Source organism: Amycolatopsis nivea (assembly GCF_004522235.1).
Lineage (GTDB): Bacteria > Actinomycetota > Actinomycetes > Mycobacteriales > Pseudonocardiaceae > Amycolatopsis > Amycolatopsis nivea.
Window position 1 is genome coordinate 157,367 of the sequence record NZ_SDLT01000017.1, and the last position, 21,872, is coordinate 179,238.

Below are 21,872 nucleotides of genomic sequence, written 5' to 3' on the forward strand. Positions count from 1 at the left end.
CGCCTACATCCGGAAGACCCCGAACCCGCGGGTCCCCTCGATCTCGTTGTTGTGGCACATCGACAGGGCGATGCCGAGCGTGTCCCGCGTGTCGCGGGGGTCGATCACGCCGTCGTCGTAGCACTGGCCGCTCATGTACAGCGCGAGCGATTCGGCCTCGATCCGTTCCGCCAGTTCGGCGCGGCGGCGCGCGTCGGCCTCCTCGTCGAACGGCCGCCCGGCCGCGGCGGCGGCTTGCCGGGCGACGATCGACATCACCCCGGCCAGCTGCTCCGGGCCCATGATCGCGGTCTTCGAGTTCGGCCAGGTGAACAGCAGCCGCGGATCGTAGGAGCGGCCGGACATGCCGTAGTTGCCCGCGCCGTAGGAGGCGGCCAGGTTGACCGTCAGGTGCGGCACCCGGCTGTTGGTGACGGCGTTGATCATCTTCGAGCCGTCCTTGATCATGCCGTTCTGCTCGTACTGCGTGCCGACCATGAACCCGGTGGTGTTCTGCAGGAAGACCAGCGGGGTGTCGGTCTGGTTGCACAGCAGGATGAACTCGCTGCCCTTCTTGGCCTCCTCGTTGAACAGCACGCCGCGCGCGTTCGCCAGGATGCCGACCGGGAAGCCGTGGATCGAGGCCCAGCCGGTGACCAGAGCCGTGCCGTAGAGCGGTTTGTACTCCTCGAACCGGGAGCCGTCCACGATCCGCGCGACCACCTCGCGCGGGTCGAACGGGACCTTCAGGTCGACCGACGCGATCGACAGCAGGTCCTCGGCCGGGTACAGCGGTTCGTCGGCCGGTTCGGTCGGGCCGGGGCCGAGCTTGCGCCAGTTCAGGTGCTCCACGATCTCCCGGCCGAGCGACAGGCATTCGTGCTCGTCCCGGGCGAGGTAGTCGGCCAGCCCGGACGTGCGGGCGTGCATGTCCGCGCCGCCGAGGCTTTCGTCGTCGGCGTCCTCGCCGGTGGCCATTTTCACCAGCGGCGGGCCGCCGAGGAACACCTTCGCCTGGTTCTGCACCATCACCGCGTAATCGCACATGCCCGGCACGTACGCGCCGCCCGCGGTCGAGTTGCCGAAGACCAGCGCGATGGTCGGGATCCCGGCCGCCGACAGCGCGGTCAGCTCGTGGAACAGGCGCCCGGCCGGGACGAACAGCTCGGCCTGGCGTTCCAGGTCGCCGCCGCCGGACTCGACCAGGTTGATCACCGGGAGCCGGTTCTCGCGGGCGATCTGCATGGCCCGCAGCACTTTCTTCCAGGTGTAGGGGTTCGACGCGCCGCCGCGCACGGTCGGATCGTGCCCGACGATCATGCATTCGACCCCGCTGACCACGCCGATGCCGGTGACGACGCTCGCGCCGACCGGGTATTCGGTGCCCCAGGCCGCGACGCCGCCCAGCTCCAGGAACGGCGCGTCCCGGTCGAGCAGCAGCTCGATCCGTTCCCGCACCAGGAGCCGGCCGCGTTTCCGGTGCCGTGCCACGTATTTCTCGCCGCCGCCGTCGACCGCGCGGCCGAGCTGGCGGCGCAGTTCGGCCAGCCGTTCGAGGTTGCCCTCGCGGTTGGCGGCCGCGGTCGCCGAGGAGAAGTCGAACGTACTCGTGAGTGTCTTCATCCGGCCTGGATTCCTTTCCCGCACCGGGTCCGCGCCGCCGCTCCGGCGAGCAGCGCGGCGGTTTCGGCGATGTCGCCGGCGCTGCAGCCGCGCGAGAGGTCCGCCCAGGGCCGGCGCAGGCCGAGGACGAACGACCCGAGCGCCCGGGCGCCGCCGACCCGTTCGGCGACCTTGTACGCGATGTTTCCCGCCTCCAGCGACGGGAAGACCAGCACATTGGCCCCGCCCGCCAGCACCGAGCCGGGCGCCTTGCGCGCCGCCACGCCCGCGTCCACCGCGACGTCGAACTGGATTTCCCCGTCGGCGACCAGGTCCGGCCGAGCCGCGCGCAGCAGCCGGGTCGCCTCCCGGACCTTGTCCGCGCGCGGGTGGACCGCGCTGCCGCTGGTGGAGAACGACAGCAGCGCCACCCGCGGCTCGGTCCCGAACAATGCCTGGTGGTGATCGGCCGCCGCGGCGGCGATCCGCGCCAGCTGCGCCGCGTCCGGGTCGGGCACGACCACGCAATCGGCGTAGGTGGCCCACGTGCCGTGGTGGCGGATCGCGAAGCAGCCGCACACGAGGTCCGCGGTCCGCAGCTGTCGGATGCCCGCCCGCAGCACTGCCGCGCTGGTGGTGAGGCTGCCGCTGACGCCCGCGGCGAGCCCGGCCGGTTCCAGCACCCGGGCCAGGTAGTCCACTGTGGACTCGCCAGGCGGCGGGGTCAGCTCCTCGGCGCCCGGGGGTACGGTGCCGGGCGCGGCGCCGATCAGCACCGGCGTGATGCCGCCCTGCTCCACCAGCCGGGCCGCCGCTTCGATCACCCGCTCGTCGCTCGCGTCGGCGAGTCCGATTCGGACGGTCATCGCGCGAGGTCCGCGGGAACGTCGAATTCCATTTGCAGCAGCCCGAGCGAAAGGGTTTTGCCTTGCGCGTCCGTGCGCAGCGAAGCCGCTCCGCCGCCGTCGAGCGCGTCGTGGAGGATGAAGTTCAGTGCCCGCAGGTTCGGCAGTTCGTAGCGTACGACCTCGCCGCGGCACAGCGCGCGGAAATGCGCGGCGACGCGTTCAGCGGTCAGGTTCTCCCGGAGGAACTCGTACGCCGCGTCGGTTTCGGTCCAGACGCCGATGTTCGCGTCCGCGCCTTTGTCACCGGAGCGCGCCGAAGCGAACTCGCGCAACTGCGTCGTCCTGGTCATGCCGCCACCTCGCTGACTCGCACTGCCGGGCGCACCGCGGATTTCTCGAGCAACGCGGGCCAGAACCCGACGATCGCGCTGGCCTTGGGCCGCCCGCCGGCGAAACCGGTCAGCCCGGGCGGGCCGGACGTCAGCAACGAGGCCAGTTCCGCGCCGAGCCGGTCGACCGCCGCCTTGTCCTGCGACCGGACCGACACCCGCAGCACGACTTCCGACGGCGGCGCGGCCGGCTCCGGCAGCATTCCCTCGTACAGCACGTTGGTGCCGACGACCTCCACCCGGCAGTCTTCCGCGGGAAACCGCACGCCGTCCTCGGCGAGCCGCGCCAGCAGAAGATCAGCGGTGCAGCGCGCTTTCGCCGCCGCGTCCGGGCCGCCGACGGTCAGCTGCGCGGTGGTGCGCCAGCCGTCGAGCGTGCTGACGGAAACCTTGTAGGTGTCGGTGGGCGCGCTGCCGCGCACGCCATGCACGCGGACGCGGTCCGGGCCGTCCTGGGTCAGCTGGATCGAGGTGAAGTCCGCGACGACGTCCGGCGTGAGATACCGGGCGGGGTCGCCGAGTTCGTAAAGCAGCTGCGCGGTGACGGTGCCGACGTCGACCAGTCCCCCGGTGCCCGGTTTCTTGGTCAGGACGAATTCGCCGGATTCGCCGACCTCCGCGATCGGGTAGCCGATGCCGGCCAGGTCGGGCACGGATTCCCAGCGGTCGTAGTTGCCGCCGGTGCTCTGCGTGCCGCATTCGAGCAGGTGCCCGGCGACGGTGCCGGCCGCGAGCCGGTCGTAGTCGCTCGCGGTCCAGCCGAACTCGTGGATGAGCGGGGCGAGCACGAGCGACGGGTCGGTCACGCGCCCGGTGACGACGATGTCCGCGCCGTCGGCCAGCGCTTCGGCGATCGGGAACGCGCCCAGGTAGACGTTCGCGCTCTGCACGCGCGCCAGCTCGCCGGCCAGCGGAGTGCCGGTCGTGAGGTTCGCCAGCGCGTGCCCGTCCTCGATGAGCGCGGGCAGCCTGGCGAGGATGTCGTCACCGCCGACCGTGGCGACCCGGACCGGGACGCCGAGCCGCCGCGCGACCTCCTCGACCGCGGCCGCGCACGCCGCCGGGTTCACCCCGCCCGCGTTCGCGACGATCTTGATGCCGTGCTCCGCGCAGTCCGGAAGGATCCGCTCGAGCTGCGCGACGAAGTCCGTCGCGTACCCGGCCTCGGGGTTCCGCGCCCGCAGCTTCTGCATGATGCTCATCGTGACCTCGGCCAGGAAGTCCATCGTCAGATAGCCGATGCCGCCGCCGCGCACCAGCTGCAGCGGCCCGCGCACCGAATCGCCCCAGAAGCCCTGGCCGTTGCCGATCGAGACGGTTCTGCCGGTCATGACCCCTCCTCGCTAGTGAATTGCTATTCACTATGGACATCCCGCTCGCGCCTGTCAAGACGAGCCCCGCGCCGTGATCGCCGCGCTGGCATCCGGCCCGGGCACGCGTTACAGTGCCGCATTAGTGAATGGGAACTCACCTGAAGATCCCGGAGGACCGCCCCGGTCGGGATTCCCGCGATCCGTGGAGGAGCAATGGAGCTCGCCGCCAACCTGATCCAGCGCGTCAACGTCGCGGATTCCCTCCGCCGGAGCGCCGCCGCCCGCCCGGACCGCCCGGCGCTCGTCGACGGCCCGCGCGCCTGGACCTACGCCGAACTGGACGACTGGGTCGACCGCCTCGCCGGCGGCTTGTCGGCGAAGGGCTACGAGCGCGGCGACGTCCTCGCCCTCGCGTCCGGCAACAGCGCGGAATTCCTCGCGGCCTACTACGCCTGCGCCCGGCTGGGCGTCGTCTGCGTGCCGATCAACCTGGGCTGGCGGCCGAAGGAAGTCGGCTACGTGCTGACCCACTCCCGAGCCCGCGGCCTGGTCGTGGAAACCCAACTGGTCGCGACGATGGCCGAGTCGCTCGCCGAATGCGCCCAGGTGTCCGACGTCTTTGTCGCGCCCGGCACCGATGCGCAGTGGTCCCCGGCGCCGACGGACCGCTCCTGGACCACGCTGGAGGAGGTCGCCGCTGGACCGGCCGCCCCGGGAGAAACCCTGGTGGCCGACCGCGATCCGCTGAGCTACCTCTACACGTCCGGCACCACGTCGTTCCCCAAGGGCGTCGTCGGCACGCATCTGGGCATCTACCTGGAATCCATGTCAGCCGCCCTGGACAACGGCTGGAGCGCGGCCGACCGGTTCCTGGCGATGATGCCGATGTTCCACACCGCGCAGCTCAACGCGTTCTGCACGCCCGCGGTCCTCGTGGGCGCGACAGTGCACATCCATCGCGGTTTCGAGCCCGAACGCTTCCTCGAAACGATCGAAGGCGAAGGGATCACCCAGGTGTTCGGCCTGCCGATGATGTACCGGGCAGCGCTGGAACACGCGTCGTTCGGCGCGCGGGACCTGTCTTCGCTGCGCCGCGCCACCTACGCGATGGCCCCGATGCCCGAAGCCCAGATCAAGGCCTGCCTGGACGGCTACGGCTGCGAATTCGCGCTGCTGTTCGGGCAGACCGAGATGTCGCCGGTCACCACCCTGTTCCGGCCCGAGCACCAGCTCACCCACGTCGGCGCCGTAGGCACCCCGCTCACCGGCGTCCACGTCGCGATCATGGACGAGCAGGGCGAGCTGCTGCCTCGCGGGGAAACCGGCGAGATCGTCTACCGTGGACCGTCCACAATGGAGGGATACCTGCGCGACCCGGACGCGACGGAAACCGCGTTCCGGCACGGCTGGTTCCACTCCGGCGACGTCGGCCGGTTCGGCCCCGACGGCGTGCTGTGGTTCACCGACCGGGCGAAGGACGTCATCAAGACCGGCGGCGAGAACGTCGCGTCTCTGGAGGTGGAACGCGCGGTCTACGACGCCGAGCCGAACGTCGCGGAGGTCGTCGTCGTAGGGCTGCCGCACGAACGCTGGACGGAGGCGATCACCGCGGTCGTCGTCCCGAAACCCGGCTGCCGGATCGACGCGGAAACCCTGCGCACCGCGCTCAAGGACCGGCTGGACGGGTACAAGGTGCCGAAGGCGGTGATTGTCGCCGACGAACTGCCGCGCACTTCGACGGGGAAGATCCAGAAGAACGTGGTCCGGGAACAGCACGCGAACCACTACGGGGAGCGGTGAAGGAGCCCCTGTTCGGCACACCACTCCTCAGCGAGCAGCCCGAGCACGACCTGGTCGGCGAACTCCCCGGCGACCCACGCGGCGCGCCGCAAGGTGCCCTCCGGCACGAACCCCGCCGCGGACGCGGACCGGATCATGGCGACGTTGTCTGCCAGCGTTTCGGCTTGGAGCCGCTGCAGACCGCGGACGGTGAAGCCGTAGTGGCACAGGATCTGTACCACGTCGGCACCGAGGCCCTGACCTCGATAATCCGGGCGGAGAGCGACACCAACGTGCGCGGTCCGGTTGTGGAGATCGATGCCCCACAGCAACGCTTCTCCCGCCAGCGTGTTGTCCGCGAGCCGTACCACTGAGAAGCACGCGGCGTCGTCGACGGGATCGGACACCGCATACGGAGACTTCGCGGAACCCGGCGGAATCGGCCGCCACGGGCGGGAATCGGCCCGCGAGCGGACCGCGACGTCGTCGTAGAGTTCGGCTTGCAGGATCGAGACGTCGGCCTCGTGCCGGGCGCGGAGTCCGACCGATTTTCCGGTGAGCATTCCCGGTTCTTACCGGATTGTGCCGCGAAATCCCAATCTATTTCCGGCGTCGGGCGAAGCTGGTGTCGTCGCAGATCACACCGCGGACAGTGTCGGCGTACTAGCGAGCTCCTGAGCGAACTTCCGCAGCAGCAGCACCGCGGTCGCGCCGAAGCCGAAGCACAGTCCGAGCCAGATCCCGGGTCCGTGCCAGCCTAGGCCGAAGCCGCACAGCACCATGACGGGAATGCCGATCACCCAATAGCCGAGCAGGGTCGCACGGAAGCCGCTTTTCGTGTTGCCCAGGCCGCGCAGCAGGCCGACGCAGACGTTCTGCGCTCCCTTCAGGTACTGCTGCGCGATCCCGAAAAACAGCAGCGTGTGCGCCAGCGACAGCACTTCCGGCGGCGGGTGCTTTTCCAGGAACAGCCCGAGCACCCAGCCCGGCGCGACGAGATACACCAGGCCCGCCGCCGTCATCGCGGTCACCGACAGAGTGAGCGCCTGTCGCGCGATCCGGGTGACCTCGGGACGGTCGTGGCGGCTCACCGCCCGGCTGATCAGGATCGACGAGCCTTGGGACAGGCCGATGTTCAGCTGGTACACGATGTAGACGAGCTGGTTCACCACGCTTTGCGCGGCCAGCGTCACCGGGCCGAAGCTGCCCATGAGCACCGTCGCGACGGACGTGATGCCGGCTTCGGAACCGTAGGTGAGGCTGATCGGGATCCCCAGCCGGAGGATTTCCCGCGCCGTCGGCAGTTCCCGGCGGCTGAAGCCCGCCGACAGCAGGGGCGCGAGATGGTCGTCGCGGCGCAGGATCAGCAGGAACGCGAAGCAGTTCAGGAACTGCACGATCGTGGTGGCCAGCCCGACGCCGGGGGCGCCGAGTTCCGGGAACCCGAACCAGCCGTAGCCGAATCCGCCGTCCAGCAGGATGTTGACGCCCACCGAGCCGATGGTCACCCACAGCAGGGACCCCGGACGGCGCATGCCGACAGCGAATTGGCGCAGCACGTTGAGCCACAGCATCGGGATCAGCCCGGGGGCGAGCGCGAGCATCGTCGGGCGGGCCAGTGCGAGCACGTCGGCGTCCTGGCCGAACCAGGCCAAGGCGTAGCCCAGTCCGATCAGGACCAGCGCGGCCAGCAGGCCGACCGCCGTCGCCACGAGGAAGGACGCGCGCACGGTGTCGCGGACCTCGGTGCGCGCCTGCTCGTCCAACTGGTCGGTGCCAGCACGGGTTTCACCGCGGCCCGCCGCTGCGGCGACGAGGTTGCCGACCGCGGTGACGGTGCCCACGCACATTGTGCGGACCTGGTTGTACAGGGTGATCGCCAGTCCGCCCGCCGCGATCGCGCGCACGCTCATCCCGCCGAGCATCGCCAGGTCGGTCGTGGTCAGCGCGACCTGCGCGAGCTGGATCCCGGCGATCGGCACGGACACGGCGAGCAGCGGGCGGTACCCGGCCAGCCAGCGGGTCGGGGGCATTGCGCGGTCCTTCCTCGTGTTCACGACACCCACTGCAGTGCGTGGCCGACCTCAGTATGTCGCGTCAGCCGTTCCAGGACTCGCTCTTCGACGTCCGGCGCGAGCAGCCCGTGCTCGCGCAGCCATTCGTCGTCGTAGACGCTGTCCAGGTATTTCTCGCCCGCGTCGCACACCAGCACCACCGCGGTGCTGCCCGGCGGCAGTGCGTCGATCCGTTCCAGCGCAACGTGAATCGCGCCGCCCGCAGATCCGCCGACCATCAGGCCGGTGTGCCGGGCCAGCGCGCGTGCGGTCGCGAACGCGTCCACATCGGACGCTTGCACGCCCTCGTCGATCAGCTCCGGGCACACGTTCTTCCCGACCGGGAACCCCGCGGGACTGCCGCTTCCGGTCTGCCGGTACGGGCCCGGCGGGGCGCCGAAGATGATCGAGCCGTCCGGTTCCACGGCGATCGTGCGCGCCGGGCAGCGCAGCCGGCGCAGCTCCCGGGCCGTGCCGCAGAGGGACCCGCCGGTGCCGATCGCGCCGATCAGCCAGTCGACCTGCCCGGCGTCGGCGAGCAGCTCCTTCGCCAGTTCGCGGTAGCCGCCGCCGTTTCCGGGATGGTTGTGCTGGTCGGGCCAGTAAGCCTCGCGGTCCGCCGCGACCAGCTCGGCGGCGACCCGGCGGCGTTCGACCGAGCGGAGCGTGCCGCTGCCGTCGTCGGCCACGTAGACGAGTTCCGCGCCGAGCGCTTTCATGGCGCGCAATTTGTCTTTGCTGGCATGGTGATCGACCACCGCGGTGAACCGGTATCCCCGTTCGAGCGCGGCGAGAGCCAGCCCCAGCCCGGTGTTGCCCGAGGTCGGTTCGACGATCCGGCCGCCCGGCCGCAGCCTGCCCTCGCGTTCCGCGTCGGCGATGATCTGCTCGGCCATGCGCACCTTCGCCGAACCGGTCGGATTGAACTGTTCGAGCTTGAGCAGCAGGCGAACGCCCGAGGCGGTCGTGCACAGCTCGAACAACGGCGTGCGCCCGATCAGCTCCGACACGTGCGAGACGATGCCGCGGCCGCGGCGCGGGATGAACTCGTTCACCGGCCCTCCCCCTCGATCCGCCAGCCCGCGCCGGGCAGGTCCAGCACGACCCGCGCGGGCAGCGGAAGGCCGTGGAAACGGGTTTCGTTCTTGTCCATCTGGTATCCGGCGGTGTTCGGGTACACGAGCAGGTCGCCGTGCGCGGGCGGCCGGGGGAACGGGATCTTCCGCCAGCTGAGCATGTCGTACTCGAGACAGCTCGAACCGCCCACGCAGGCCGCGACCGGTTCGCCGGGCCCGTCGGCGGGCCACAGCACCGGGTCGGGCAGGAACTCGCTGCCCTTCCACTGTTCGGAGACGCTCATGCTGAGCCCGGCCACGGTCACGATCCCGTAGCCGCCGCGTTCCTTGAAGCCCTGCACCGGGAAGACGGTGAACCCGGCCTGGTCCAGCAGCGCCCGTCCCGGTTCCAGCAGCAGCTCCGTCCCGGTCCGGGCGAATTCGGCGGCGATCGTCGCCCCGCCGGACGCCGGGCTCGCCAGCACCTCGGCCAGCATCTCCGCACCGGTCGGCGACTGGTGATAGGGATAGAAATGGGTGAACGTCTGTCCATTGTGGAACCAGGACGGCCGGTACTCCTCGGTGAACCGCGTCCAGTCCGCCGGTTCGAGATAGCTCGCCGCGAACCCGCCGCCGATCGAGACCGCCGCCGCGGGCAGCCCGAACTCCCGCGCCCGCAGGCACTGCGCGAGCGCCGCCGCGGCCATCCGCGCGCGCGGCGCGACCTCGTATCCCCCGAGATGGAAGGAAAATCCCTCCATCCGCACCGCGGAACCCGCGTCCGCGCACCGGTGCAGTGCCTCGGTCACCTCGTCCGGGGTGAGCCCGAACCGGCTTCCCAGCGCGGTGTCCGGCACCAGTCGCAGCAGGATCCGGACCGGCTCGGCGGAACGGCCGATCGCGAGCACCCGATCCAGTTCGTCGAGCGCGTCGACCGCGACCAAGCTGCGGTGCCGGGCCGCCAGCCAGACGAGATCGCCGCTCTTCGCCGCCCCGGTGACCATGACGTCCTCGCCGCGCACGCCGCCCGCCAGCGCCGCCACCAGCTCGGGCACGCTGGCCACGTCGACGCCCGCCCCGGCGTTCGCGCATTCGGGCGCCCAGCAGGCCGAACGGTTCGCCTTCTTGCCGAAATACACCTGCCCGGACACTCCCGCGGCGACGAGCGCGTCGGTGAACGCGGCGAGGTTGTCCGCGAACCGCCGCGGGTGCAGCACGTGGAACGGACCGCCCACCGCACGGGCGATTTCGCCCAGCAGCAGCGGATCCTCTTGCGCCTGCCGGGCCCAGTCCGCCTGGCGGGCCGGCAGGGAGATCGTCGACGTCGTCAGCTCCACAGCCGCACCCGCGTCCCTCGGCCGGCCTCGATCGCACGGGTCGCCAGCGCGTGCGCGACCGGGATGTCGGTGATCACCATTCCGCTGCTGAAGGCGAACACGCGGTCCGACGCATGACGCCGTCCGGGTTTGCGCCCGGCGAGAACGTCCGGGAATTCCGCGTCGATGGTCGCCTTCCCTTCTCCGTCGTCGAAACGGGAACCGGTCACGCCGAGCTGGCCCTCGCTCGTCGCGAGCGCGTAGTCGGCGTCTCGCAGCGACGAGGAGTCGACTCCCTTGCTGGACACCGAAATGAGCAGCCCGCCCGGTTTCAGCCAGCTCGTCTTGACCTTCGGATGCGCGGCCCGCCCGGACGCCGCGACCGCGATGTCCGCCTCGGCGACGGCTTCCGGCACGTCGTCGACGATTTCGACCTCCCGGTCCGGGAAATACCGGTGAAACGCCTCCACGCAAGCCTGGATCCCCTCCGGTGCGGTGCCGAAGAGCATCAGCCGTTCCAGGCCGGGCAGCGCGGTCTGCAGATACGGCAGGGTGAGCTGGCCCTGCACTCCGGTGCCGATCAGCAATGCCGACCGAGCGTCCGGTTTGGCGCATTCCAGCGCGATCAGCGCCGTGGTCGCCGGGGTCCGGGACGCTCCGACGCGGTCGCAGTCCATCAGCGCGAACGGCATTCCGGTCGTGTCGTCGTACAGGCTGATCACCGTGTAGTACTTGTCCCGGTTGTCGTTTCCCTGCCGGTACGAGGTCTTGAATCCGACCTGCTGGGAATTCGCGTCGAATCCGAGCATCGAATAGGCGACCGCGTCCCGCGCCTGGTCCGGCAGCGGCATCATGAGCTTCGTCGGACAGCGGGAATCCCCGGCCGCCAGCGCGAGATATCCTTGCCGTACCGCGGAAATCACGTCCTCCGGGCCCAGTGCCACGTCGGCCAGATCGCTGCGGGTGAACACGTGGAAATCGGGCTGCGTCATCTGAAAAATCCCTCACCATCGAAACGGGGAACCGTGCGCGTGGAAATCGGGTCTCCGGCCGGGAAGCGCATTCCCGGCGGTCCGCGGGCGGCTGCGCCGACCGCGTCGCAGCGACGGTAACCGACCCGTCACACTTAGGCAAGGCTCACCTAACTTTCTCCGGCTGTCGAAGTATCCTCCGGCACCGCGGGCCCAGCCCGGCCTGGGAAAACGGTCCGCCCCAGCACTCGCGTCGTGAAGCACCTCACACCGCTGCCTCGCCCGGCAAACCGTTGCGGCACAAGAAAAGTGTTCAGAGGCTGTCGGCGATCGCGACCGTCAGCACCCCGTTGGCGGCGTGCTGGACGGTTCCCTCCACCTCGTAGACCTCGCCGAGCAGGTCCGCGGTGATCACCTCGGCGGGTGATCCCGAGGAGTGCACCGTTCCTTCGTGCAGCACGACGATCCGGTCCGCGATCCGGGCCGCGAGCGACAGGTCGTGCACCACCGCCACCACCGCCGCGGGCTGGTCCCGGGCGAGCTCCCGGACGATCCGCAGCACCCGCAACTGGTTGCGCAGGTCGAGATTGCTCGTCGGCTCGTCGAGCAGCAGCACGTCGGGTCTGCGCGTCATCGCCTGCGCCAGGCCGACCATCTGCCGCTGCCCTCCGGAGAGATCGGACAGCCGCCGGGTGGCGAGCCCGTCCAGGCCTAGTGTCAGCAGGGTCGCCGCCACCCGGTCGTCGTGGTCCCGTCCGCCGCCGCCCAGCTTCCGGGCGACCAGCACCGCCTCGAAGACCGTCAGCGAGCTCGGCGGCGGCGGATCCTGGGGCAGGTAAAGGATTCCGCCGCCGTCCGGGCGTGCGGCCGCGTCCCGCCCGGACAGCCGGACGTGCCCCCGGACCCGGTGGAACCCCGCGACGCACCGCAGCAACGTCGACTTCCCCGAACCGTTGGGCCCGACGATCGCGGTCACTTCCGGCGCCCGCACCTCGGGCAGCGTCACCTCGCGCAGCACCGGAGTGCGCCCGTAGCCGAACGCGAGCCGTTCGACGTGCAGGGTCAGGTCCACAGGGTCCTCCTGCGGGACAGGATCAGCCCGAGAAAGACCGGCACCCCGACGATCGAGGTGACGATCCCGACCGGGACGAGCACGCCGGGCACGAGCAGTTTCGCCACCAGCGACGACGCACACAGCAGAAACGCCCCGCCGAACAGCGACGCGGTCACGAAATAGCGCTGGTCCTCCCCCACCAGCATCCGCGCGATGTGCGGGCCGACCAGCCCGACGAACCCGATGCTGCCCGCGATCGACACCGCCGTCGCCGCGACGAGGGAAATCCCCGCCAGCACCACGATCCGCACCCGCTCGACCCGCACGCCCAGCGCCCGCGCCCGGTCGTCGCCGAGCCGCATCGCGGTCAGCTTCCAGGAAGCCCGCAGCACCAGCGGAACCGCGACGAGCACGACGACCGCGAGCATCCCGACCTGCGGCCAGGTGGCCCGGCTCAGGCTGCCCAGCGTCCAGAACACGACCTGCTGCAGCTGCGCTTCCGACGCCACGTACTGCATCAGCGACAGCAGCGCGGTGAACAGGAACACCATCGCGATCCCCAGCAGCACCATGGTTTCCGTGTGCGGGCCGCGCACCACACTGAACGCGATGATCACCGCGCTGGTCAGCATCGCGAAGATCCACGCCATCCCGGCCGTGCCGACCAGGCCGAGAACCGGGATCGCCGACACGCCCGCCACCAGGCTCAGCGCCGCCCCGAAACTCGCCGCGGCCGACACCCCGAGCGTGAACGGCTCGGCCAGCGGATTGTTCAGCACGGTCTGCATTTCCGCCCCGGCCAGCGACAACGCCGCGCCGACGAGAATGGCCGTCGCCGTCATCGGCATCCGGAGGTGCCAGACGATCTCCGTGTCCATCGCCGGCGCGTCCCACGGCGTGAAGATCGCCCGCACCGTGTCCCCGATCCCGAGCGCCTCGCCGCCGACCGCGATGTCCGCCACGGCCACGGCAATCGTCAGCAGCACCAACGCCGTCACGGTCAGCCGTTTGCGCCGGGCCCGGCCGCGGTGTGCGTCGACGACCTCCGCGACGCGGACTTCCGGGCTCGCCAGTTCAGCCTGAGCCGTCACGGCAGCTCCGTCCAGAACGTGCCCTGGTACGGGACCGGCAGGAATTTCGCGTGCAGTTCACGGATCGTCGCGTCGGGATCGACGTCCTGGAACAGGTCCGGGTGAAGCCACTTGGCGAACCACTCGACGGCGAGGAAGTTGTACGGCGAATCGTAGAAGTGGTGCCACGCCGCGTACGTCCGATGCTCGCGAACCGCTTTCAGCTGCGGAAATCCCGCCTGTTTCTGGACGATCGACTGCAACTGGGCCTTGGCGTCCTCCGGCTTCTCGGCGTATCCGAGCGACACGAACGAACCCGCCTTCGCCGGGGTGCCGGGCGCCCAGTCCGCACCGGTCGCGATGACGACGTCCGGGTTCCGGCTCAAGACTGTCTCCGGCGAAACCGTCCCCTGCCGCGTTTTCAGCACGTCGTCGGCCAGATTCGCGCCGCCCGCGAAGGTGACGATCTTGGCGAGATTGGACTTCGCGAAGCTGGAACAGCAGTCGAAATACCCCGGCGCACGCCACAGGAACGTCGGCGTCGGCGGCTGGTGAGCATTGTCCAGCCGCGACCGGACCCGATCTATGGCCGACTGGTAATAAGCTGCGAACGCGTCCGCCTGGGCGGTCCGGCCGGTCAGCTTGCCCATCAACTGCACCGACGGGACCGTGTTCCCGAGCGGATTCTCGAAGTAGTCGACCACGACGGTCGGGACCCCGACCCGGTCGAGCTTGTCCACGACGCCCGAATCCTGCGCCGCCTTGAAGTTCGCCGCGCTGATCACGAACACGTCCGGCCGGAGCCGGAGCGCCGCCTCGACCGAGAACGACCCGTCGTACACCTGTCCGGTGCGCTGGATCCGGTCGAGCCCGGGGAACGCCTTCCGGTACTGCTGCCAGGAATCGGGATCGTTCTGCTCCAGGTCGTTCGGCAGCCCGACGATCCCCCGCAGCGGATCCTGCTTGTCCAGCAACGCGGTCGTGTACAGCATCCGCGCCCCGTCGAGCAGAATCCGCTTCGCCGGCACCGGAACCTCCACCTTCCGCCCCAGCACGTCGGTGAGCGGCTGTTTGGCAGCCCCGGCGTCCGCGCCTTGCGGCGCCGAACACGCCCCGGCCGCCAGGACCGCCGCCAGCAGGACTGCGCCCGGCCGGAGCCGTTCCGGACGTCGACGAAGCCAGGTCAGGAAGTTAGGCATGCCTTACCTTAACAGCGGACCCGCCGTGCGCAATGCCCTGACCGAATCGCCCCGATTCGGCCGGATTCATCCATGCGAAACCGAGAATGCGTCCCGCCCGATTCCGCGGACCAGAAGAACTGCGTTTCAGCGAGCTTGCTCGGGAGACCACTGCAGCAGGAATCGCAGCGCCTCCTCGCTCAGCGAACCCGGTTCCGCGGTATAGGCGACCAGCAGCTGCTCCGGATGAGTGTCCACTGTGAACTGCTGCACGTCGAGTTCGAGCCGCCCGGCGACCGGATGGCGATAGACCTTCGACAGCGCACGCGGCCCGCGCACCTGGTGATCCGCCCACCACCGCCGGAAATCCGGGTCCCGCACGCTCAGCTCGCCGACCAGCGCGCTCAACGCCGGATCGTGCGGCGTGCGTCCGGCTTCCATCCGCAGCACCGAAACGCACTCGCGCGCAGCCCGCGGCCAATCGGCGTACAGCGACCGGAACGATTCGTCCACAAAGGTCAGCCGGATGAGATTCCGCTCAACCACCGGCAATTTCTCGAAATCAGTGAGCAAGGCGGCGCTTCCGCGGTTCCAGGCCAGCACGTCCATCCGGCGGTGCAGCACCATGGCCGGAACGTCGCGCATCGTGTCCAGCAACTGCCGCAGCCGGGGCGCGACCTCGGGCCGGGCCGGTTGCCGCGGGGAGACCGGCGCGACGTCGGCGACCGTGAAGAGGTACGCGCGTTCGTCCGGCGCGAGTTGCAGGGCATCGGCCAGCGCGTCGAGCACCGACCGGGAAACGCGGTTCGTGCGGCCCTGTTCGAGCCGCACGACGTAGTCGATGCTGAGGTGTGCGAGCTGAGCCAGCTCCTCGCGCCGCAACCCGGGGACGCGCCGCCGTCGTCCGTCGTCCGGATACCCCGCCTGCCGCGGATCGAGCGCCGCCCGGCGGGCGCGCAGGAAGTCGCCCAGTTCGCTTGCCATGCCACCAGTGTGCCGTGCGGGCCGGGCCGCTTGCCTGGTACTGGGATGCATAGGCAGCACTGACCCTGGTTCAGACCCTGGACCGCGCCGAAGCTGGAGACATGCGAAACGACATCTCCTTCCTCAGCAACAACCTCCGCATCGCCGCCCACCTCTATCTCCCGGACACCCCCGGCCCGCACCCCGCGCTGGTCGTCGGGCACCCGGGCACCGGTGTCAAGGAACAGACCGCGGGCTCGTACGCCGAGCTGATGGCCGCGCAGGGCTACGCCGCTCTCGCCTTCGACGCCGCTTACCAGGGCGAAAGCGAGGGCCTGCCGCGCGGACTCGAAGACCCCGCTCAGCGAGTCGAGGACTTCAAAGCCGCGGTCAGCTACCTGACCGGCCGCGAGGACATCGACCCCGCCCGGATCGGTTTGCTCGGCATCTGCGCGTCCGGCGGCTACTCGCTGACCGCCGCCTCCACCGACCGCCGAGTGCGAGCCGTCGCCACGGTCAGCGCCGCCGACGTCTCCCGCCAGCTGCGCCTCGGCGCAGACGGAACCCAGGACCCGGCGGTGTTCGACGCGATGCTGACCGCTTCCCGCACCGCGCCCGGCGGCCTGCCGGTCTTCCCCGCGAACGAACAGGAAGCGCGCGCCGCCGGCCAGCACGCCTACGAAGGCTGGGAGTACTACTGCACCCCGCGCGGCGCGCACCCCCGCTCCGCCAAGACGCTGGCCTGGGACAGCATCGACCGGCTCGCGTTCTTCGACGCTTTCGCACCGCTCCCGCTGCTCGGGCCGCGACCGCTGCTGATGATCGTCGGCGACCGCGCCGAGACCATGTGGATGAGCATCGAGGCGTTCCAGCGGGCGACTGGTCCGAAGGAGATGTTCCGCGTCCCCGGAGCGTCCCATGTGGACCTTTACGACCGCCCGGCGGCGGTCGGCCCGGCGGCGGAAAAGCTGGCCGAGTTCTTCGGCAAGCACCTGTGACCGTTGGGCGGCAGGGTCTCTACTGTCCAGCGCCCCCGGAAGCAGTGTCGAGCGGACGTTCGAAGAAGGTCTCGAGGACGACGATCGCCTGGGTGCTCGTGACTCCGTCGATCGCGTAGAGGCGGCGAAGCGAGGCCTGCAGTTCCTCCGTAGTCGCCGTGCGGATCTTCACCAGGAGAGCCGCCGGGCCCGCGATGACGTGCGCCTCGACGACCTCGGGGAGCGCCGCGATCGCTTCGCTCGTCGGCGAGTCGCCCATCCAGGCGTTGGCCTCCACCAGCACGAACGCCGCCACTCCCCGGCCGACCGCCGCCGGATCGACGTCGACGGTGGTCCGCCGGATGACGCCCTGCTCGCGCAGCTTCCGCACCCGCTCGTGCGCGGCGCCCGCGGACAGTCCCACGGCCTGCCCCAGCGCGGCATAGGCCTGGGTGGCGTCGCGCTGCAGCTCAGCGAGGAGTTTGCGATCCAAGTCATCCACGCCTTGGCGATATCAGGTTCGGCACGACAAGCTCTCAACGAGATGACATTCAGAACCTGGGGGTAACCAGTGGACCTGGTCAAGACTAAGTTCGCAGTGCTGGACGAGCGGTTCGCGCGCTGCAACGGCGACGAGTGGATGCAGCGCCTGCACACCGGATGCCGCTGGACCGAGGGACCGGTCTATTTCCCGGCCGGCCGCTACCTCGTGTTCAGCGACATCCCGAACGACCGGACCTTGCGCTGGGACGAGACCACCGGCCAGGTCGGCGTGTTCCGGCAGCCCTCGGGCTACGCCAACGGCCACACCAGAGACCGCGCGGGGCGGCTGGTCAGCTGCGAGCAGGGCCACCGCCGCGTCACGCGCACCGAACCGGACGGCAGCGTGACCGTACTCGCGGAGCACTATCGCGGCCGACGGCTCAACAGCCCTAACGACGTCGTCGAACGATCCGACGGATCCATCTGGTTCACCGACCCGAGCTACGGCATCGACAGCGATTACGAGGGCTACCAAGCAGAAAGCGAGATCGGTGCCTGCCACGTCTACCGAGTCGACCCGGCGGACGGAGAGGTCCGGATCGTCGCAGATGACTTCGAACGCCCCAACGGACTGGCCTTCTCCGCGGACGAGAGCAAGCTGTACATCGCGGACACGCGGCAAAATCCCAGCCACATCAGGGTTTTCGACGTCACCGACAACGGCAAGCTCACCGGCGGCGAGGTATTCGGCACTTCCGACAACGGCGGCTTCGACGGGCTCAGGGTGGACACCGCAGGACGAGTCTGGGCAGCCGCCCACGACGGACTGCACTGTTTCGCTCCCGATGGCACCCGCATCGGCAAGCTGCTGGTGCCGGAGATCTGCTCGAACCTGACCTTCGGCGGAGCGCGCCGCAACGAACTGTTCATCACCGCGTCCAGTTCGGTCTACACCTTGCGCGTCAACTTCAACGGGGTTCGCTGACCGGAATCGCCCACCCGGCAACTTGATCGCGAACGGCTTCGGCCTGAGGCGGGGACGGTCGACTCCGGTCAACGCACTCTCGCTTGTTCCCCGTGCGACGAGACGCTCACCGCTATGCTCGGGAGCCACAGGAGGGGACGGGATGGCGGTCAGACTCCGGGTTTCGCCCGGCAAGCGCGGAGCTCACCGGAGCATCGAGTCGGCACTGCGCAGTGCCGCCGGGCGGCGGGGGTCGTGCGTTGTCGAGGTGGATCCGGGGCGTTATCCGGAAAGCCTGTTCGTGCAGGGGGACGTGCGGATCGCCGCGCGGCAGCCCGGGACGGTGGAGATCTGCCCGCCGACCGGTGCGGGCGTCGTAGCCTCGGGCACCGTCCGGCTGGAGGGCCTCGTGCTCCGGGCGCGGGACAACGACGTGGTCCGCTGTGCCGCCGGCACTCTCGCGATCAGCGCGTGCACCCTCGTCGCGCACGGGGACACCGCCGCGTTGCACGGGCCGCCCGGCAGTTCGGTCACGGTGACGGACACCGAGTTGCAGTACGGCCGCGCGCTCTTCACTGGTTCGCACGCTCTGCTCGAACGATGCGTGTTCATCGACTCCGCCAACACCGGGCTGTGGGCCACCGCTGGCGCCGACGTCACCGTGCGCGACAGCCGATTCGACCGGTGCCGGGTCCACGGCCTGCTCTCCCGCGGCTCCCGCGCCGCCGTGACCGGCTGCCGGTTCACCGGCACCGGCGACGCCGCGGTCGCCGCGGACCAGAACGGGAGCCTCGACGTCGCCGACTGCCGTATCGAAGCCGCGCAGACCACCGGCATTCGCTACGCCCAGGGGGCCCGCGGCACGATCACCGGCACGCACGTCGGCCCGACCGACACCGGGCTGGTGGTCGCCGACGGCGCCGACCCGCTCGTGCGCGGATGCACCTTCGAAAACCCCCGGGTGGCCGGAATCGATGTGAACACCCGCGGGGCCGGACGGTTCGAGAACGTCACGGTCCGGCAGGCGCGGAAGTTCGGCATGTTCGTGGCCACCCAGGGCACGCCGGTCCTGAGCGGCTGCCGCTTCGACGGCGGCAACATCGGGATCTACGTCGAGAACGCGCGCCTGGTCGCCGCCGACACCGTCATCGAGGGGTTGGACAACACCGCCGTGCGGTTCGCGGGCCAGGGGAATTCCGAACTGACCAGGCTGCACGTCGCGCGGTGCCCCGTCGCGGTCGAAGCCAACGGAACCGCCGACGTTCAGGTCACCGAAGCGCGAGTGCGCGACTTCGAGCTCGTCGGAATGCTCGGGCACGAAAATTCGTCGGTGCGCGCCGCGAATTGCAGTGTGTCCGGCGGCCAGATCGCGTTCAGCGCGAGCAGCAGCGCCCATCTGGACCTGCACGACTGCGAGGCCAGCGACACCGAACTCAGTGGCGGGGCCGTGTTGGGCAAGGCGACGCTGACCGCACGGCGACTCACTGTTTCCGGGTCGCCGTCCATGGGCGTCTTCGTCGCGGAGAAGGCCAACCTGGTTCTCGACGACAGCGTCTTCACCGGCACTACGACCGCCGGCCTGAATTTGCACGGCGCGACGGCTCTCGTCCGCAACGTCGACGTCAACGGGTCCGCGGGCTGCGCCGTGCACCACAACGGCAGCGCCGTGCTGAAAGAGTTCCGCTCGCCGCTGCGGGTGATCGAGGTCGAGCCGAAGCCCGAGCCACCGCAGATCGTGCACAATTACCACGGCCCGGTCATCCACGGGGACGTCGTCCAGTCCGTGCTCACCTGGGGCAACACCGTCGTCCAGCAAGCAACACCCGACCACCGCACCTGACCGGGAGGAAACCCGTGCCCACCGAAGAACACCATCACCACGGCCCGGTCATCCACGGCGGCGTGCACAATTCGCAGCTGGCGTGGAACAACCGAAACGTCACGCAGAACCTCGCGCACACCGAGCAAGTGGCGCCCGGGTTCGAAGCCGTCGCCGAGGTCGTCGCCGAGGTCAAGCGGCAACTCGGCGGCCTCGGGCTGCCCGAAGCGGACGCCCGCGACGCCCGCGAAACCGCCGACGCCGTCCTCGCCGAGGTGGTCAAGCCGGAGCCGGACCGAGGCATCGTCCGCAAGGGCCTCACCGCGTTGAAGGGCCTGCTGGCCCAGCTCGCGATGGGGCTGCTCACCGGAGCACACGAGGGCGCCGTCGAAACCGGCAAGGAGCTGGTGCACGCGCTCAGCCAGCTGCCTCTCTGAGGTTCGCCTGCCCCGCCCTTCACGGTCTACAGTGGACGGTCGGAAGGCGGTGCCGGGCACAGTCCGCACCACGTTCCCGGCCGGGTGCCGGACGCCGCAGTCGATCAGCACCGGAATGATCTCCCGGTCCTGGAGTTCGACGGCCCTTTCCCTTTCGCAGGGGCTAGCAGTGCCTTCAACGCATTTTCACGCAAGCCGGTCGGCGGATGGTGCGGCACTCGCGCGCCAAGATCGTCTGCACGGACGTTTCCGCAGGTCACAGCCTATGCAAAGGAATGCAGAGCGGGCCGGTCTCGAACCGGCTGCCGGGTCCTTCTGGGCCTAGCGGTGTGCTGACCAGCGACAACGCAGGTCATCGGAGAGCACGGGGACCAAAATCCCTTGGGTTTGGAGAGATCCCCCGAATCGGAGGTCGCCGCCAGCGTCCACCGTACCCCTCGGAGCGGCCGCGCCACCGGGTGTGGAGCGCGCTGCGGCATGTCGCGAGCAGCTGGGACGGGCCGGACGAAGACGCCTGGGACCGGTCGTCTCGGAGCACCCGACGAGTTCCCGCTGAAGAATCCTCATCGCGGACTCCTGACGCGGCAGTTTCTCCAGTCACGTTCACAGAACTTGTGGTCAGCCTGTTCCTTTGACGGGTGTCGTAGGTGTGGACCTAGTCGGTCACCTGTCCCGCTCGGGGTCGCGTGTCCAGCGTCGAGTCCGGCAGCGCCGGCGAACTGCTCGCCCGCGCTGCTGGAACGAGTCTGAAGATCCCCCACGCTGCGGCAGCATGGCACTTCCCGCGTGCGGCCGAACTCGCCGCTTGCGTCGTCGCCGAACTGGCAGGCTGGACGACCTCGTTTCCAGACGTCACGATCGCCTGCCGGCTCGCCTGCGCGCCGCGCGGGCGAACCCCGGCCGCCCGCATTCGCTGCCCGGGCTCCGTCGCGCGACCCGAACGTCGAAGTCCCTTCGCACGGCGACCCCAGATCAGGAGCGGAACTCCTGCACGTCGATCCCGTACTGCGCCAGCTTCCGGTAAACCGCGGCGCGGCCCATGCCGAGTTGCTCGCCGGCCTGCTTCCCGTTCATCCGGCCCCGCCGCCCGCTCGTCCCGGTCCCTCCGCCGCCCGTTCGATCGAGCGGGCTCCGGCCGCGCGGCGGCTGGTAAGAACACCGGTACGTCCGCATGCGAGCGGGCATGCCGACCGCGCGAAGGGGTGCACATGGCTTTCCCAGGTTTGCAGCACATCGCGATCACCGTGTCCGATCTTCAGCGCAGCACCGAGTGGTACACGAGGCTGTTCGGCGCCGGGCCCGTCCTGGACGAGGACGAGGAAGGCGGCGAATTCCACCACACGGTCTTCGCTCTCGGCGGCGGCATGCTCTTCGGGCTGCACACCCACCACGGCAAGGAAACCCGGGACCGGGCGGACGAGCGCCGCACGGGGCTGGACCACATCGGGTTCGCGGTCGAATCGCACGCCGCGCTGGCCGGATGGGCCCGGAAGCTGGACGAGCTCGGCATTTCGCACGGCGGGGTGAAGAAAGCGCACTACGGCAGCGGCGTTTCGTTCCGCGATCCGGACAACATCGCGCTCGAGTTCTTCGCCGGTCCGGAATGACCAGGCCACCGGGA

At 69.9% G+C, this 21,872-nt stretch carries 20 protein-coding genes; 6 read left to right on the top strand and 14 right to left on the bottom strand.

Annotated features, from left to right (window positions below; all coding sequences use genetic code 11):
- Positions 1-3: 3 nt before the first annotated feature.
- Genes EIZ44_RS21435 through EIZ44_RS21450 form a run of 4 tightly spaced genes read right to left on the bottom strand, consistent with a single transcriptional unit; the run spans position 4 to position 4,149 of the window.
- Positions 4-1,602, bottom strand: coding sequence for an acyl-CoA carboxylase subunit beta (locus tag EIZ44_RS21435; protein WP_134730736.1), 1,599 nt, complete (start codon positions 1,600-1,602; stop codon positions 4-6).
- Positions 1,599-2,447, bottom strand: coding sequence for a phosphate acyltransferase (locus tag EIZ44_RS21440; RefSeq protein ID WP_134730738.1), 849 nt, complete (start codon positions 2,445-2,447; stop codon positions 1,599-1,601). Before EIZ44_RS21440 ends, EIZ44_RS21435 begins: the two co-directional genes overlap by 4 nt.
- Positions 2,444-2,779, bottom strand: a complete 336-nt coding sequence (locus tag EIZ44_RS21445; protein ID WP_134666877.1) for an AtuA-related protein — start codon at positions 2,777-2,779, stop codon at positions 2,444-2,446. The genes EIZ44_RS21440 and EIZ44_RS21445 overlap by 4 nt, the downstream gene beginning before the upstream one ends.
- The gene (locus tag EIZ44_RS21450; protein ID WP_134730740.1) at positions 2,776-4,149 is read right to left on the bottom strand and encodes an acyclic terpene utilization AtuA family protein; all 1,374 of its coding nucleotides are present in this window, start codon (positions 4,147-4,149) and stop codon (positions 2,776-2,778) included. The genes EIZ44_RS21445 and EIZ44_RS21450 overlap by 4 nt, the downstream gene beginning before the upstream one ends.
- Positions 4,150-4,344: 195 nt before the next feature.
- On the opposite strand from EIZ44_RS21450, the gene EIZ44_RS21455 reads away from it, so the two are divergent.
- The gene (locus EIZ44_RS21455; protein ID WP_134730742.1) at positions 4,345-5,931 is read left to right on the top strand and encodes an AMP-binding protein; all 1,587 of its coding nucleotides are present in this window, start codon (positions 4,345-4,347) and stop codon (positions 5,929-5,931) included.
- Here EIZ44_RS21455 and EIZ44_RS21460 read toward each other — a convergent pair.
- The 9 genes from EIZ44_RS21460 to EIZ44_RS21495 all read right to left on the bottom strand — a co-directional run bounded on the left by EIZ44_RS21460 (position 5,916) and on the right by EIZ44_RS21495 (position 15,592).
- Positions 5,916-6,473 (bottom strand): GNAT family N-acetyltransferase, encoded by a 558-nt coding sequence (locus EIZ44_RS21460; protein WP_134730744.1) that lies wholly within the window; start codon positions 6,471-6,473, stop codon positions 5,916-5,918. The genes EIZ44_RS21455 and EIZ44_RS21460 overlap by 16 nt on opposite strands.
- 75 nt (positions 6,474-6,548) lie before the next feature.
- Complete coding sequence (locus tag EIZ44_RS21465; protein WP_134730746.1) at positions 6,549-7,943, bottom strand: MATE family efflux transporter; 1,395 nt, start codon at positions 7,941-7,943, stop codon at positions 6,549-6,551.
- A 20-nt stretch (positions 7,944-7,963) separates the two neighbouring features.
- On the bottom strand, positions 7,964-9,019 hold the full coding sequence (locus tag EIZ44_RS21470; RefSeq protein WP_238605310.1) for a PLP-dependent cysteine synthase family protein: 1,056 nt from the start codon (positions 9,017-9,019) through the stop codon (positions 7,964-7,966).
- Positions 9,016-10,356 carry an alanine racemase gene (locus EIZ44_RS21475; RefSeq protein ID WP_205673252.1) on the bottom strand — a complete coding sequence of 447 codons (1,341 nt, stop codon included), beginning with the start codon at positions 10,354-10,356 and terminating at the stop codon, positions 9,016-9,018. The genes EIZ44_RS21470 and EIZ44_RS21475 overlap by 4 nt, the downstream gene beginning before the upstream one ends.
- Positions 10,347-11,327, bottom strand: a complete 981-nt coding sequence (locus tag EIZ44_RS45160; RefSeq protein WP_205673253.1) for an ornithine cyclodeaminase — start codon at positions 11,325-11,327, stop codon at positions 10,347-10,349. Before EIZ44_RS45160 ends, EIZ44_RS21475 begins: the two co-directional genes overlap by 10 nt.
- Positions 11,328-11,619: 292 nt before the next feature.
- Entirely contained in the window at positions 11,620-12,378 is a 759-nt protein-coding gene (locus tag EIZ44_RS21480) for an ABC transporter ATP-binding protein (protein WP_134730750.1), read from the bottom strand.
- Entirely contained in the window at positions 12,369-13,451 is a 1,083-nt protein-coding gene (locus EIZ44_RS21485) for a FecCD family ABC transporter permease (RefSeq protein WP_205673254.1), read from the bottom strand. Before EIZ44_RS21485 ends, EIZ44_RS21480 begins: the two co-directional genes overlap by 10 nt.
- Positions 13,448-14,629 (bottom strand): ABC transporter substrate-binding protein, encoded by a 1,182-nt coding sequence (locus EIZ44_RS21490; protein WP_134730752.1) that lies wholly within the window; start codon positions 14,627-14,629, stop codon positions 13,448-13,450. The genes EIZ44_RS21485 and EIZ44_RS21490 overlap by 4 nt, the downstream gene beginning before the upstream one ends.
- Before the next feature lie 126 nt (positions 14,630-14,755).
- A complete protein-coding gene (locus EIZ44_RS21495; protein WP_134730754.1) occupies positions 14,756-15,592 on the bottom strand; it encodes a helix-turn-helix transcriptional regulator in 837 nt (278 codons plus the stop codon).
- A gap of 101 nt (positions 15,593-15,693) precedes the next feature.
- Here EIZ44_RS21495 and EIZ44_RS21500 point away from each other — a divergent pair, with 101 nt between their 5' ends.
- Positions 15,694-16,569: an alpha/beta hydrolase gene (locus tag EIZ44_RS21500; RefSeq protein ID WP_134730756.1), complete on the top strand. Its 876-nt coding sequence runs from the start codon at positions 15,694-15,696 to the stop codon at positions 16,567-16,569.
- A gap of 19 nt (positions 16,570-16,588) precedes the next feature.
- On the opposite strand, the gene EIZ44_RS21505 is transcribed toward EIZ44_RS21500, so the two are convergent.
- Entirely contained in the window at positions 16,589-17,050 is a 462-nt protein-coding gene (locus tag EIZ44_RS21505; protein ID WP_134730758.1) for an Lrp/AsnC family transcriptional regulator, read from the bottom strand.
- A 69-nt stretch (positions 17,051-17,119) separates the two neighbouring features.
- Between EIZ44_RS21505 and EIZ44_RS21510 the strand changes: the two genes are divergently transcribed.
- From EIZ44_RS21510 to EIZ44_RS21525, 4 genes are all read left to right on the top strand, one after another.
- Complete coding sequence (locus tag EIZ44_RS21510; RefSeq protein ID WP_134730760.1) at positions 17,120-18,016, top strand: SMP-30/gluconolactonase/LRE family protein; 897 nt, start codon at positions 17,120-17,122, stop codon at positions 18,014-18,016.
- Positions 18,017-18,158: 142 nt separating this feature from the next.
- Positions 18,159-19,835, top strand: coding sequence for a right-handed parallel beta-helix repeat-containing protein (locus tag EIZ44_RS21515; protein WP_134730762.1), 1,677 nt, complete (start codon positions 18,159-18,161; stop codon positions 19,833-19,835).
- A gap of 14 nt (positions 19,836-19,849) precedes the next feature.
- A complete protein-coding gene (locus EIZ44_RS21520) occupies positions 19,850-20,251 on the top strand; it encodes a hypothetical protein (RefSeq protein WP_134730764.1) in 402 nt (133 codons plus the stop codon).
- A gap of 1,208 nt (positions 20,252-21,459) precedes the next feature.
- The gene (locus tag EIZ44_RS21525; RefSeq protein ID WP_037819255.1) at positions 21,460-21,858 is read left to right on the top strand and encodes a VOC family protein; all 399 of its coding nucleotides are present in this window, start codon (positions 21,460-21,462) and stop codon (positions 21,856-21,858) included.
- Positions 21,859-21,872 lie beyond the last annotated feature (14 nt).

Excerpts from the sequence above, each read along its gene's own strand:
- EIZ44_RS21465 (WP_134730746.1), bottom strand. The coding sequence starts at position 7,943 with ATGCCCCCGACCCGCTGGCTGGCCGGGTACCGCCCGCTGCTCGCCGTG.
- EIZ44_RS45160 (WP_205673253.1), bottom strand. The coding sequence starts at position 11,327 with ATGACGCAGCCCGATTTCCACGTGTTCACCCGCAGCGATCTGGCCGAC.
- EIZ44_RS21460 (WP_134730744.1), bottom strand. The coding sequence starts at position 6,473 with ATGCTCACCGGAAAATCGGTCGGACTCCGCGCCCGGCACGAGGCCGAC.
- EIZ44_RS21515 (WP_134730762.1), top strand. The coding sequence starts at position 18,159 with ATGGCGGTCAGACTCCGGGTTTCGCCCGGCAAGCGCGGAGCTCACCGG.
- EIZ44_RS21455 (WP_134730742.1), top strand. The coding sequence starts at position 4,345 with ATGGAGCTCGCCGCCAACCTGATCCAGCGCGTCAACGTCGCGGATTCC.
- EIZ44_RS21525 (WP_037819255.1), top strand. The coding sequence starts at position 21,460 with ATGGCTTTCCCAGGTTTGCAGCACATCGCGATCACCGTGTCCGATCTT.
- EIZ44_RS21490 (WP_134730752.1), bottom strand. The coding sequence starts at position 14,629 with ATGCCTAACTTCCTGACCTGGCTTCGTCGACGTCCGGAACGGCTCCGG.
- EIZ44_RS21440 (WP_134730738.1), bottom strand. The coding sequence starts at position 2,447 with ATGACCGTCCGAATCGGACTCGCCGACGCGAGCGACGAGCGGGTGATC.
- EIZ44_RS21435 (WP_134730736.1), bottom strand. The coding sequence starts at position 1,602 with ATGAAGACACTCACGAGTACGTTCGACTTCTCCTCGGCGACCGCGGCC.
- EIZ44_RS21500 (WP_134730756.1), top strand. The coding sequence starts at position 15,694 with ATGCGAAACGACATCTCCTTCCTCAGCAACAACCTCCGCATCGCCGCC.
- EIZ44_RS21450 (WP_134730740.1), bottom strand. The coding sequence starts at position 4,149 with ATGACCGGCAGAACCGTCTCGATCGGCAACGGCCAGGGCTTCTGGGGC.
- EIZ44_RS21495 (WP_134730754.1), bottom strand. The coding sequence starts at position 15,592 with ATGGCAAGCGAACTGGGCGACTTCCTGCGCGCCCGCCGGGCGGCGCTC.
- EIZ44_RS21445 (WP_134666877.1), bottom strand. The coding sequence starts at position 2,779 with ATGACCAGGACGACGCAGTTGCGCGAGTTCGCTTCGGCGCGCTCCGGT.